This is a genomic window from Rahnella laticis, assembly GCF_015644585.1.
Taxonomy (GTDB): domain Bacteria; phylum Pseudomonadota; class Gammaproteobacteria; order Enterobacterales; family Enterobacteriaceae; genus Rahnella; species Rahnella laticis.
This window is the reverse complement of the sequence record NZ_JADOBI010000002.1, coordinates 250928-263450: the sequence shown is the minus strand read 5'-3', so window position 1 is coordinate 263450 and position 12523 is coordinate 250928. Positions and strand designations below refer to the sequence as shown.

At 58.6% G+C, this 12523-nt stretch carries 10 protein-coding genes; 7 read left to right on the top strand and 3 right to left on the bottom strand.

The window, feature by feature from the left end; genetic code table 11:
* Window position 1: 1 nt before the first annotated feature.
* Window positions 2-1372, top strand: a complete 1371-nt coding sequence (locus IV433_RS04530) for an efflux transporter outer membrane subunit (RefSeq protein ID WP_195813513.1) — start codon at window positions 2-4, stop codon at window positions 1370-1372.
* A 284-nt stretch (window positions 1373-1656) separates the two neighbouring features.
* Here the strand turns inward: IV433_RS04530 and bamA are convergent, their stop codons facing one another.
* On the bottom strand, window positions 1657-4077 hold the full coding sequence (bamA, locus tag IV433_RS04525) for an outer membrane protein assembly factor BamA (protein ID WP_195813196.1): 2421 nt from the start codon (window positions 4075-4077) through the stop codon (window positions 1657-1659).
* A 336-nt stretch (window positions 4078-4413) separates the two neighbouring features.
* On the opposite strand from bamA, the gene IV433_RS04520 reads away from it, so the two are divergent.
* The 6 genes from IV433_RS04520 to IV433_RS04495 all read left to right on the top strand — a co-directional run bounded on the left by IV433_RS04520 (window position 4414) and on the right by IV433_RS04495 (window position 11596).
* Window positions 4414-5232: an ATP-binding cassette domain-containing protein gene (locus tag IV433_RS04520; RefSeq protein ID WP_195813195.1), complete on the top strand. Its 819-nt coding sequence runs from the start codon at window positions 4414-4416 to the stop codon at window positions 5230-5232.
* Complete coding sequence (locus tag IV433_RS04515; RefSeq protein ID WP_195813194.1) at window positions 5232-6053, top strand: ABC transporter ATP-binding protein; 822 nt, start codon at window positions 5232-5234, stop codon at window positions 6051-6053. The genes IV433_RS04520 and IV433_RS04515 overlap by 1 nt, the downstream gene beginning before the upstream one ends.
* A gap of 4 nt (window positions 6054-6057) precedes the next feature.
* Complete coding sequence (locus IV433_RS04510) at window positions 6058-7296, top strand: MFS transporter (RefSeq protein WP_195813193.1); 1239 nt, start codon at window positions 6058-6060, stop codon at window positions 7294-7296.
* Between the two features lie 13 nt (window positions 7297-7309).
* Window positions 7310-8818: an ABC transporter substrate-binding protein gene (locus IV433_RS04505; RefSeq protein WP_195813192.1), complete on the top strand. Its 1509-nt coding sequence runs from the start codon at window positions 7310-7312 to the stop codon at window positions 8816-8818.
* A complete protein-coding gene (locus IV433_RS04500; RefSeq protein ID WP_195813191.1) occupies window positions 8818-10602 on the top strand; it encodes an ABC transporter permease subunit in 1785 nt (594 codons plus the stop codon). Before IV433_RS04505 ends, IV433_RS04500 begins: the two co-directional genes overlap by 1 nt.
* Before the next feature lie 64 nt (window positions 10603-10666).
* The gene (locus IV433_RS04495) at window positions 10667-11596 is read left to right on the top strand and encodes a DMT family transporter (RefSeq protein ID WP_195813190.1); all 930 of its coding nucleotides are present in this window, start codon (window positions 10667-10669) and stop codon (window positions 11594-11596) included.
* Window positions 11597-11609: 13 nt separating this feature from the next.
* Here the strand turns inward: IV433_RS04495 and IV433_RS04490 are convergent, their stop codons facing one another.
* Both IV433_RS04490 and IV433_RS04485 read right to left on the bottom strand, forming a co-directional pair.
* The gene (locus IV433_RS04490) at window positions 11610-12146 is read right to left on the bottom strand and encodes a GNAT family N-acetyltransferase (RefSeq protein WP_195813189.1); all 537 of its coding nucleotides are present in this window, start codon (window positions 12144-12146) and stop codon (window positions 11610-11612) included.
* Entirely contained in the window at window positions 12127-12435 is a 309-nt protein-coding gene (locus tag IV433_RS04485; protein ID WP_195813188.1) for a type II toxin-antitoxin system TacA family antitoxin, read from the bottom strand. Before IV433_RS04485 ends, IV433_RS04490 begins: the two co-directional genes overlap by 20 nt.
* Window positions 12436-12523: the final 88 nt, after the last annotated feature.

Genomic DNA, 12523 nt, shown 5'->3' with positions numbered 1-12523 from the left:
GATTTTTCGTCTGAGTATTATTTCGTTGTCGTTCCTGCTGGCCGGTTGTCTTTCACTGGATCCGCACTACCAGCGCCCTGCCGCGCCGGTACCTGCCGTCTGGCCTGCGCAGGGAACGCAGCCTGCCGCCACAACCGTGCTCGCCGACTGGCAACACATCATGACCGATCCGCGCCTCAGTGCGGTGGTCGCGAAGGCGCTGACCAGCAACCGCGATATGCAGGAAGCGATTGCCGATATCGAAGCGGCGAAAGCGCTTTACGGGGAGCAGCGCGCGAGCCTGTTCCCGACGGTGGATGCGGAACTGACGCAAACCCGCAGCCGCACGCAGGATGCGGGGGTTTCAAGCTCTGCCACCGCCGACGGCGCGGTGAGCAGTTTTGAGATTGATTTGTTTGGTCGCAACCGCAGCCTGAGCACGGCGGCGAAAGAAACCTGGCTGGCCAGTGAATCCACCGCGCAGAACACCCGGCTGACGCTGATTGCCGAAACCAGCACCGCGTGGGTCACGCTGGCGGCGGATAACAGCAACCTGAAACTGGCGCAGGACACGCAAAAAAGCGCGGCGGATTCACTGCGTATCACCCGGTTGCGCCAGAAAGAAGGCGTGGCTTCCGGGCCGGATGTCAGCGAATCCATGGCGGTGTATCAGTCTGCCCGCGCCAGCGTCGCCAGCTATCAGACGCTGGTTGCGCAGGACATCAACGCCCTGAACCTGCTGGTGGGGGAAACCGTGCCGCAAAACCTGCTGCCGGGCACGCTGGAAGATCTGTCGCCGGAGGCCATCGCGCTGGTGCCCGCCGGTGTGTTGTCCTCCGTATTACTGCGTCGCCCGGACGTGCAGGAAGCCGAACATAACCTCAAAAGCGCCAACGCGGATATCGGCGCAGCGCGGGCAAACTTCTTCCCGACGCTGTCACTCACCGCCAGCGCAGGCATCGGCAGCAGTTCCCTGTCGAACCTGTTCAGCCACGGCGCCAACGTCTGGTCATTCGCCCCCAGCCTGACGCTGCCGCTGTTCACCGGCGGCAGCAATACCGCGCAGCTGCGGTACGCCGAAGCCGAGAAAAAAGGCCTGATCGCTGCGTATGAAAAATCCATTCAGAGCGCATTCAAGGACGTTGCTAACGCCCTCGCCCGTCGCGCAACGCTCAGCGAACAACTGGATGCACAGCAGCAATACGTCGCCGCGTCGCAACGCAGTTATGACCTGGCGCGCCGCAGCTATGAAACCGGCGCTGGTGATTACCTGACCGTACTGACCGACCAGCGCTCGCTGTGGTCTGCACAGGTAGATCTGATTGCCTTACATCAGACCGATTTTGAAAACCGCATCACGCTGTGGCAGTCGCTCGGTGGTGGGGTGAAATAACGCGAAGAGTTTAAAGAGATATGCAGTGAATACCGCAGGGATGCGGTATTTTTTTGATTGAAGCGCAGAGTCGAAATATAAAAACCCGATATTACAAATAAAAAAAGAGGCCGTACAGGGACGGCCTCAAAGAAGGAAGAACTCCAACAATATTATAATGGCATGATGTTTTACCATAAATGGTTGCTCAATAAACATCATGCGCACATTATAATTAAATCCGTCTCAGTTTCTATCCTCATTGCGTCTGTATAAAGTAATAACTTTGTAAGTCGCTAATATTATCACCAGGTTTTACCGATATTAAACTGGAACTGTTCCGCGCTGTCGCCTTCATATTTCACCAGCGGTTGCGCATAGGAGAATACCAATGGGCCTAACGGCGATTGCCATTGCAGTGAAATACCGCTGGAAACACGAATATGTGTCGGGTCACTGTAATCCGGAATACCTGCGGCTTCCGTCGCTGCCGTATTTTGCCATTTCGTATCCCACACCGTACCGGAATCCACGAAGAACGATGTGCGCACGGAACTGGCGTATTTCTCGCTGATGAATGGCGTCGGCACGTACAGTTCTGCGCTGGCGATCGCCATCGCATTTCCGCCCACCGCGTCGCTGGATTTTTCCACCGGGCAGGTGGAATACGACGTATCCGTGGTCGCACATTTGTAATACGCCGCTTTCGGGCCGATGGTGTTGGAGGAGAACCCGCGCACCGAACTGGAGCCACCCGCGTAGAAGTTATCGTAGAACGGCACGTCGTTACCGCCCAGTCCGGCGGCATAACCGGCTTTCGCGCGGCCCATCAGCACCCAGTCGGATTTGTCGCTCAGCGGGATGTAGTGGTTGGCATCAAACGTAATTTTGTAATAACTGTCGTCCGAGCCCGGTGTCGTGACCTTTGCGCTTAAGCTGGCGCGCGTGCCCGATGACGGGAAGAAGCCACGGTTGAGATCGTTATATGCCCATCCGACGCTGGCGAAGAAGTCGTTGGTGCGCAGTTCCGCCGTGCTGTTACCTGAGGTCACCACGCCCGGCTGCACGCCGCTGGCGTTCAGATAGCGCCACACCGCCACCTGCGGTTCCATGTCGCTGAGCGTGCTGTGAACATAATCCAGCCCGAGATTCAGCGTATTGTCTTCACTGACCGGCAGGCCAAGGTTAACGCCGGTACCGTAGCTTTGCAGGTTGTACGCCGCCAGATCGTTATCTTCGGCGTCGTAGTGGTTGTAGAAGACTTTGCCGCCCAGACTCACGCCGTCAACCGTGTAATACGGGTTAGTCGCTGAGATTTCGACATACGTCTGGTAGGAGTTACGCGTACCGCTAAAACTGACCGTGTTACCGCTGCCGAGCCAGTTATCCTGTGTCACACCGAGCTGATAGCTGATGCCGCTGTCTGTGCCGTACCCCACGCCGACGTTGAATGTGCCGGTGTTACGCTCTTTGACTTTGTACACCACGTCCACCTGATCGGTGGAACCCGGCACCGGCTGCGTATCGACATCGACTGTCTCGAAATAGCCGGTCCGGTTCAGGCGGTCTTTGCCTTTTTGCACCAGATCGTTACCCAGCCACGCGCCTTCCATCTGACGCATTTCACGGCGCAGCACTTCGTCTTTCGACGTGTCGTTCCCTTCAAAACGGATCCGGCGCACCGAATAACGATTTCCGGTATCCACGTTAATATGCAGTCTGACGGTTTTATCGCCGTCATTAATCTCGCTCTGCGTGGTAACGTGCGGATAAGCATATCCGTAACGTCCCAGCATATTTTTAATATCGCCTTCGATTTTGGTGACTTTCGCGCCGTTATATAATTCGCCCGCCGGAATAGCGGTCAGCGCTTCAACCTCAGCCGAATGTCCGGCCATCGAACCGGTCAGCGTGACGCCTGAAACTTTATATTGCGCACCTTCGGTAATATTGACCGTAATATAAATGCCTTTCTTATCCGGCGTCAGGCTGACCTGCGTGGAATCCACGTTAAAACGCGCATAACCCCGGTCAAGATAAAAACTGCGCAGCGTTTCGAGATCGCCGGACAGTTTCTGTTTTTCGTATTTCTTATCGCCGATTACGTTCCACCACGGGACTTCATCACGCAGCTGGAAGTGCGCGATCAGGTCATCATTGGTGAAGGCTTTGTTACCCACGATATTGATTTGCTGAATTCTTGCCGATACCCCTTCGGTGAAGACCAGCTTCACATCCACGCGGTTACGCGGCAGCGGCGTTACCACGGCTTTCACGCTGGCGCTGTATTTGCCGACGCTGTAATAGAAATCCTCCAGGCCGTGTTCAATCGAGGAAATGGTGGTGCGATCCAGCGCATCGCCGACGCGAACCCCGGAAGCCTCGAGGTTTTGTTTCAGCATATCGTCTTTGATGGCTTTGTTACCGGAGAAGGTAATGCTGGCGATCGTCGGCCTTTCTTTTACCTGAACAATCAGCGTGTTGCCCTCTTCCAGTACTTTCACATCGTCAAAATTTCCGGTCGCAAACAGCGAACGGATCGTCTGGCTGATATCGTCATCCGATACCGTATCTCCCACCCGCACGGGAATGCTCAGCAACGCAGCACCGACGGTCACGCGCTGCAAACCTTCGACGTGAATGTCTTTGACGACAAAACCGTCAGCGGCAAAAGCCGCCGTGCTGCTCAACAGCAGCGACGCTAAGAGTAATTTTTTCATTGTCATGTGATCCGTGCACGCCGTTTTTCAACTCACCGAATTTCCTGAAAACAAAAAAGTTTTTTGCTTTCAGAAGAAATAACCTCGCTAACAGACTGTGGGAAATATCCGAGGTTCATCGGGGACGTTTTGATTTTCGGAAAACATGGGATTCTGTTACGTATTACTTACGTTATTTTCGCGAGGCGTACAGGAGAGGTTTTAATATTGATAATAAAAATCCTACATAATCGCATAAGCAAGAAATCCAAAAAAACTCACAAAACCTTTTGCATCAAATTGACACAATTTGTTATGTTATCACATATCAAATATACTACTGCGATGAACAGGTTGAAGGGAATGACTGCTGACAGGGCAAAAAATGTCGAACCGGTCCTTGAGGTTAAGGGGCTGACGCTGGAAATCGCCGGAGAACAGCGTGTCGCAGATCTGTGCTTTTCCGTTAGCGCGGGCGAGCGGGTTTGCCTGCTCGGCGCTTCCGGCTCGGGCAAATCGCTGACCGCGAAAACCATCACCGGTACGCCGCCTGCGGGCGCAAAGCTCAGCGGCAGCATTCGCGTAAACAGCATTGAAGTCTGCGGTCAACATCCGGTGGCGCGCTGCGCGCAAAGCCGCGTTGCGACGGTATTCCAGGATTCCTCTACAGCGCTCAATCCCCTGATGACGCTCGGCAAACAGCTGAATCTCGCCCTGCCTGCGGCCAGCGCGGACGAACTCGCCAAAATGCTTGAACGGGTCGGGCTGGGTGAAATCCCCAACTTTACGGCACGGTATCCGGCAGAACTTTCCGGCGGCCAGCGGCAGCGCTTATGTATCGCGCTGGCAATGCAGTCATCTTCCGCGTTGCTGGTGGCCGATGAGCCGACCACCGCCCTCGACGTGCTCACACAGCAACGGGTTTTGCAGGTAATGCGTGATGCTTGCGAAAATGCGCAACAACCGCGCGCCCTGTTGTTTATCACACACGACATCGCGGTTGCCGCGCAACTTTGCGGACGGGCGCTGGTGATGGAAAACGGGCGTGTGGTGGAATCCGCCCCGATGGCGCAGCTGCTGAATAATCCGCAACACGCCTACACCAGAAGGCTGGTCGCGGCGGCAAAACACAGCGCGGCGCTGCACCGGAATGCCTCCACGTTAAGCGCGGTGGCCGTCTGATGAATCCTTCACTGCAACTCGTCACCGAACCGTTTTTGCACCTTCACAACGTCGGCCGGAATCTGGCCGTTCCGGGCTTTTTCTGGCAGAAAAAACAAGGATCCGCGCCGCTGTTTTCACACTTATCCTTACGTATTGGCCGCCACGAGCGCGTCGGGCTGGTGGGCGCTTCCGGATGCGGAAAATCCTCACTCCTGAGAATTTTGCTGGCGATGGACGCGCCGGACAGCGGCGATGTGTTTTGCGACGGAAAATCTGTCCGCCCCTGTTCTGCCCGTTCGCTGCGGGAATACCGCCAGCGGGTGCAATACATTCCGCAGGATCCGGCCGGTTCACTGCCGCCCAATCAGAATGTCGGGCAGATTATCGCTGAGCCGCTGAAGCGTCTGGGTTTTCAGGGCGGCATAAAAGCCCGCGTGACACAGGTGATGGCGCAAACTGGGCTGCCGGAAATGCTGATGCATCGCGCGGCGGGTGTGCTGTCCGGCGGGCAGGCACAGCGCGTGGCGATTGCCCGTGCACTGGCGATCCGCCCTGAATTTCTGATTGCCGATGAGCCGGTCAGCGGGCTGGATTTACCACTGCGTGAGCAAATCAAACAGCTTTTACAACAGGTCACGCAGCAAAACGGCATGGGGCTGCTGATGGTGACGCACGATATCTCGATGGTGGCCGGGCTGTGCGAACGCCTGCTGATCATGCACGATGGCGAAATTATCGAAGACCGCCCGACGCAGGACGCGCTGCTTGCTCCGCGCCACCCGCATACCCGCCAGCTGCTGGCGGCTGTTCCTCATTTACCTTTGATCGTTAACGGATAACCCGATGTTCACCCGCTCTCAAACCCGCACGTCTGCGCCCTGGCCTCCGCTGCTGCTGGGCAGCAATCTGGTCTTTAACATCGGTTTTTACGCCGTGGTGCCGTTTCTCGCCCTGTTTCTGCGCGATGACATGCTGCTTTCCGGCTGGGCGATCGGACTGGTGCTCGGCCTGCGCACCTTCTCGCAACAAGGGATGTTTTTGCTCGGCGGCGCGTTGTCCGACCGCTTCGGTGCGCGGGTGGTTATCCTCTGCGGCTGCGTGGTGCGCATCGCCGGATACCTTTTGCTCGGGCTTTCCGACACGCTGACGCCGGTGATACTCGGTGCCTGCCTGACCGGCATCGGCGGCGCGCTGTTTTCGCCATCGATTGAAGCCCTGCTGGCGCAGGCAGGAACGCACAGCGAGAAAGCGGGAAAACGCAGCCGCGCCGAATGGTTTGCGCTGTCAGCCGTTTGTGCAGAACTCGGCGCAGTGCTCGGGCCGCTGCTCGGTTCGCTGCTTTCCGGCTACGGTTTTCAGCCGGTGGCACTGGCCGGTTCCGGCTTATTTATGGTTGCGCTGGTGGTGTTGTTTTTCACCCTGCCCGCTGCGCCGAAACGCGCTGCCGAACTGAAAATTGTGCCGTGGTGGGAGACCTTTCGTCAGCCGCGTTTCGTGGCATTTATCGTGGCTTACAGCGCGTATCTGTTCAGCTACAACCAGCTGTATCTGGCGCTGCCGGTGGAACTGCGTCGCTCCGGCGGCGGCGAGCAAGATCTCGGGCCGCTGTTTGTGCTGGCATCGGTTCTGGTGATCGTACTGCAAATGCCGCTGGCGCGGTTTTCCCGCCGTATTGGCGCGCGGATCATTTTGCCCGCCGGTTTTCTGCTGCTTGCTTCCGCCTTCGCCGCCGTGGCGATGTTTGCCTGGACGGTACCGCCGGAAGGCTGGCTGCGCCTGCTGCCGTCTGTTTTGCTGATCACATTGCTGACCGTCGGGCAGATGCTGATTGTGCCGGTAGGGATGGATTTAATTCCGCGTTTTGCCGGGCAGCACAATCTTGGCGCGCATTACGGGGCGCTCTCTTCGATGGGCGGCATCGCCGTACTGGCGGGAAATTTCCTGCTCGGCGGGTTGCTCGATGACGCACTGGTGCCGTCGCCCGGCGCCGTGATCCCCTGGCTGGCGCTGGCCGCCGTTCCGTTTTTAAGCGCGCTGGCAATGTGGCGAATCTGCCGCCAGCTGCCTCCTCCTGCAATCTGACAAGGAACTTCTGATGTCTGCGTTACGTTTAAGCCCGCTGGCCGGGCTGCTTTCTGCTGCACTTTTACTGACCGGTTGCTTTAATGAAGCCGATAAAACCACCGAAAACAGCGCAGATTCCCGTCTGCGGCTGGCGATGTTGCAACCGCCGCGTTCCGGCCTGACGCCGCTCAGCGACGATGCGTTTAAGCTCTCGCGCTGGAGTACAGCGGAAACGCTGGTGGTGCTCGATAAGCTCGGCGAAGCCCAACCGGCGCTGGCGACAAAATGGCAGCAAACCGGCGAAAACAGCTGGCGTCTCGGGCTGCGCCATGATGTGAAATTCCACGACGGCACGTCGCTGGATGCCGCGGCGGTCGTAAATTCCCTGACCGTTGCCGCCCGCGCAGCACCGAAGCCGCGCATTCTCGACGGCGTTCAGCTCGCCGCCGTGGCTGACGGCGAACACGCGGTGATTATCACCACGGCGCAGCCCGATCCTCTGCTGCCGCAGCGCCTCTCCAGCCCGCAGCTGGCGATTTTGTCGCAAAAAGCCTACAGCGCCAGCGGCGTGGTTAACCCGCGCCACACCGGTTCCGGCCCGTTTGAACTCGTACAGGTGGATGGCACCAGCAGTGCCAGGCTCGAGCGCTTTGACGGCTACTGGGGCGAAAAAGCCAAGGCCAGCGGCATCGACGTCAGTTTTGTGCCGGACGGCACGGCGCGTGGCGCGGCATTACGCACCGGTACGGCAGACATCGTCGAAGCCATCCCGGTTTCTCAGGCACCTTTGCTCGACCAGCGCTTAATCCACGAAGTGCCGATGCCGCGCACCAATACGCTGTATCTCAACACGCGGCTCGGCGTGATGCAGGATCCGGCGCTGAGGGCGGCGGTGCGCGAAGCCATCAACCGTCAGCAACTGGTGGATAACGTTTATGAAAAACGCGCCGATGTGGCGCAAGGTCTGCTTGGCCCCGCGTTGCCGTGGGCGGCGCAGTTACGCCACCCGGTCGCGCATCCGGCGGCGGCGCGTAAACCGGCCGGGGAAACCATCACGCTGGCGACCTTCAGCGACCGCGCCGAACTCCCGGAAGTGGCGGTATATCTGGCGCAACAGCTGACCGCCGCCGGATTTACCGTCAAACAGGTGGTGCGCGAGTATTCGCAAATTGAAACCGATGCGCTGGCGGGAAAATTCGACGCCTTTATTTTATCCCGCGCGACGGTGCTGGATTCCGGCGATCCGGTGGCATATCTCTACAGCGATTTCTCCTGCAAAGGGTCGTTCAACATCGCACAACTTTGCCGCCCGGAAATCGATGAAGCGCTGCAACACGCCTCCGTCATTCCCGCCGGAGAAGCCCGTCGCAAGGCCATAATGCTGGCTGAAAATCAGATCCTCGCCACCGACGCCGCCATTCCGATGCTGCATGAGCGCGTGATCCAGGGCGAAGCGGCGAACGTCAGCGATGCGCTGCGTGACCCGCGTGAACGCACGCTGATCAACGCCGCCACACAGCGCAATTCTCAGGCCGACTGATGAGCGAATCGATTTATTGCCGGACCTGCGCGGGCGTCAGCCGGTTACGCCAGCGCCCGCCGGCCACCCGGGTACCCTTGATTTCACGTGCGCTGACGCTGGCCGCCATTGTGGTGCTGATCGGCCTGCTGCCGTGGCTTTCCGGCACGGACCCGGCACTGTCATTGCTGCGCGCACGTTCCGGTGAGCAGGAAGCAACGGCCGAAACGCTGAACGCTATCCGGCTGTCGCTAGGGTTAGATCAGGGGCCGTGGCACGCGCTGGCCCGCTGGCTCGGCGGTTTGCTGCACGGCGATGCGGGCGTTTCGTGGGTTTCAGGATTGCCGGTGTTGCCGGGCATGCTGCGGGCGACCGGTGTTTCGCTGACGTTAATGGCGTCGTCCGCTCTGGTGGCGCTGGTGCTCGCGTTGCTGTTGTGTGCTGGCACGATGATTCGCGGATTACGCGGCCATACGCCGCGCCCGGCGGGCTTTTTCGCTGCCCTGCTGACCGCATTGCCGGAGTTTTTGCTGGCGTCGTTTTTGCTGATCACCGGCGCGGTCTGGCTGCAATTCTTCCCGCCTTACGGCTGGCTCGGCTGGCAATACGCTGTTTTGCCCTCGCTGGCGCTGGGGCTTCCTGCGGGCGGTTATCTGGGCAGGCTGTATTCCGATGCGCTGGCCGGAACCTTTGGCGAAAGCTGGCTGACCACCTGGAGCGTGCTGGGCATCTCACGTCGCCACACCGCGCTGGCGGTGATCGCACGTTCGCTGCCGGGCGTTATGCCGCTAACCGGTCTGGTGCTGGTTTCACTGACCGGCGGCGCCATCGCGGTGGAAAAGGTTTTTGCCATTCCCGGACTCGGACGCGCCACGCTGGGCGCGGCAGCTGCCGGAGATTTACCGGCCTTGCAGACGGGCGTGCTGATCCTGCTGTTGCTGGCGTCGCTGACAGGAATGCTGGCGGGCGGCGGACGCCGTTTATTGCTGGGCCGTGCGCTGCAACTCGGCGCGGTGCCGGTTCCGGCGCAGACGGCTCAGCCGGAAAAACAGCGGGCATGGATCCCGCTGCTGTGTCTGGGAATACTGCTGATAATGGTGCTCGCCGGTTTGCCGCGTGACCCGCTGACGTCGGAATATCTGCGCTTACAACCGCCGTCGCTGGCGCTGCCTTTCGGGGCCGATGCGATGGGACGCGACCTGCTCGCCCGTGTCGCGCACGGCACGCTCAACACCTGTTTGCAGGCGCTGGCCGTATCGCTGATTTGTCTCGCCGCCGGTCTGCTGATGGGGGCATTTCCCCGCGCGATGACCGGACCGATTGAAGTCACCAACGCGCTGCCGCCGGTGATTGCCGGATTAGTTGTCGCCGCCGTCAATGGCCCGACCGCGACCGGCGCGGCGATTGCCGTCACCGCCGTAAGCTGGGCACCGCTCGCGGCGCATACCGCTGCGCTGGTCAGTGAAATTCAGGCACGCCCGTACATGAAAATGCTGCCGGTCGTCGGCGTGGGCGCCATCCGCCGCACGGTGTTTTACGTGCTGCCCGCGCTGTGTGGCCCGCTGCTGCGCCACGCGATGTTACGTTTACCGGGGATCGCGCTGGCGCTGGCGTCACTCGGATTTCTCGGGCTGGGTGCACCGCCGCCGGTGCCGGAATGGGGGCGTGTACTGGCCGAAGGCATGCCCTATATCGAGCGCGCGTGGTGGAGTGTTCTGGCCCCTGCCGCCGCGCTGGCCGTGCTTTCCGTCATGGCCGTCACGCTCAGCGGTTTGCGGTGGAAAAAGCGCGCCACCGCACACTGAGCGTTATCTGAATCATTCGTTTCGCGATAAGCTGTCGACCTGAGTTTTTACCGGATGAATGGAAATGGAAGCGCGTAAACCGCTGGACGGAATGGCTACCAGCGTGATGGTAGGATTGTGTGTGATTTGGGGCGTGCAGCAGGTGGCGATCAAAAGCGCGGCGGCTGATATAACGCCGTTGTTGCAGGTCGCGCTGCGTTCGGGAATTGCCGGGCTGGCGGTGCTGATCCTGATGCTGGTGCGCCAGCGGAAAATTCCGTTCAGCCGTGAAACCCTGCGCCCCGGTTTGCTGGTCGGCCTGCTGTTTTCCATCGAATTTATGTTTGTCGCCGAAGGATTGCGCTTCACCACGGCGGCGCACATGGCGGTATTTCTGTATACCGCGCCGATTTTTGCCGCACTGGGGCTGCATTTTCTGGTGCCGGAAGAACGGCTGAGCGCGCTGCAGTGGTCGGGCGTTGGCATCACGTTTACCGGCGTGATTGTGGCGTTTTTGTTTGGCGGGCATGCCGCCACCGCACCGCAGGCCAGCAATATGCTGCTCGGAGATTTTTTCGGCCTGCTGGCCGGCATGTTCTGGGGCATGACCACTATCGTCGTGCGCCGCAGTAAATTATCGTCCGGCAGTGCAACTATGACGCTGTTCTATCAGCTGGCAGGCGCGTTCGTGCTGCTCGGCGGGCTGGCCCTGCTGACCGGACAAACGCATTTCCGCCTTAGCCCGGTTTCCGTCAGCAGTATGCTTTTCCAGACCGTCATCGTAACCTTCGCCAGCTACCTCGCGTGGTTCAGCCTGATGCGCCGTTATCAGGCGTCGCGTCTGGGCATTTTGTCCTTCATGACGCCGGTCTTCGGCATCATCGCGGGCGTAGTATTGCTGCACGAACCGCTGAAAGTGAATTTCATCCTCGGTGCGTTATTGATTATGTTGGGGATTGTGACCGTCAGCGCCGAAGGGATTTTGCGCGGATGGATTGCGAAACGGCGGGGTTGATCCCCCCGCGGTTTCAGGCGGCAAGAATATGCTGAATGCCGAGGAACATGGGCACTGCCCCGAATGCATTTGGCGGTGCATCCAGTTGGGCAAATCCCAACCGGGCATAGAAATTAATCGCGGCGGGATCGGCATCCAGATACACCCCTTTGATTGGCAGCGCGTTATGAATAACTTTTATTTGTTCAAAAAATGCCAACAGCAAATCCTGCCCGTACCCTTTATTTTGCTCTTTCGTGGCGACGCCTAGCATAATGAGGCGTACTACGCCGACTTCCAGAGGCAATGAACCGCTCACCACTCCTGCTAATTTCCCGCGCTCAAGCCAGTAAGCAGAGAAAGTACACACACCGAATAACTCTCCGGTCTGTGCATCAATCACCGCTTTGGCAGCGCAGTTTCCATCCCTGACACTTTTTTTCAGGGAGTTGCGCACAAAGGCATTGAACACCGGATGTCCGCAATCAAAGTGCTTATTACCCGGATACGTAATGTCAGACTGGTAACTGCATACCATCACGCCGGTTTGCTTACTCTGCAGATTTACCATTTTTCTTTCTCCGCATTAACGCCTGCAATGCCAGCGTTGGTGCAGCCGGTTCCGCCAGAAGCTGATTAATTTGCTGCCAGCCTTGTGACGAAAGCTCACGACGACGCTGGTTCTCCAGTACGTTTTCAGCCCGCTCGATAGCCGCGTTGAGGATAAAAGCACTCAGATCCAGCCCCGCAGCCGCCGCCGCTTCGCGCAACAACTCTTTCAGGTCCGGACTGGTCTTCAGCTCAACACGCGCACTCTTTATATTTCTTGCGTCAGAAGGGAACACCGCTTCTTTAGACATGATGACCTCTCGATTCAGATACGGCTATCAGCCGTATGCAGCACTGTACGCGTACCTGCCTGAAACGTCAACGTTATACGGCTGATAG

Bases quoted from the DNA above. Each gene is read 5' to 3' on its own strand.
- bamA (WP_195813196.1), bottom strand. From the start codon at position 4,077: ATGACAATGAAAAAATTACTCTTAGCGTCGCTGCTGTTGAGCAGCACG.
- IV433_RS04520 (WP_195813195.1), top strand. From the start codon at position 4,414: ATGACTGCTGACAGGGCAAAAAATGTCGAACCGGTCCTTGAGGTTAAG.
- IV433_RS04515 (WP_195813194.1), top strand. From the start codon at position 5,232: ATGAATCCTTCACTGCAACTCGTCACCGAACCGTTTTTGCACCTTCAC.
- IV433_RS04510 (WP_195813193.1), top strand. From the start codon at position 6,058: ATGTTCACCCGCTCTCAAACCCGCACGTCTGCGCCCTGGCCTCCGCTG.
- IV433_RS04505 (WP_195813192.1), top strand. From the start codon at position 7,310: ATGTCTGCGTTACGTTTAAGCCCGCTGGCCGGGCTGCTTTCTGCTGCA.
- IV433_RS04500 (WP_195813191.1), top strand. From the start codon at position 8,818: ATGAGCGAATCGATTTATTGCCGGACCTGCGCGGGCGTCAGCCGGTTA.
- IV433_RS04495 (WP_195813190.1), top strand. From the start codon at position 10,667: ATGGAAGCGCGTAAACCGCTGGACGGAATGGCTACCAGCGTGATGGTA.
- IV433_RS04490 (WP_195813189.1), bottom strand. From the start codon at position 12,146: ATGGTAAATCTGCAGAGTAAGCAAACCGGCGTGATGGTATGCAGTTAC.
- IV433_RS04485 (WP_195813188.1), bottom strand. From the start codon at position 12,435: ATGTCTAAAGAAGCGGTGTTCCCTTCTGACGCAAGAAATATAAAGAGT.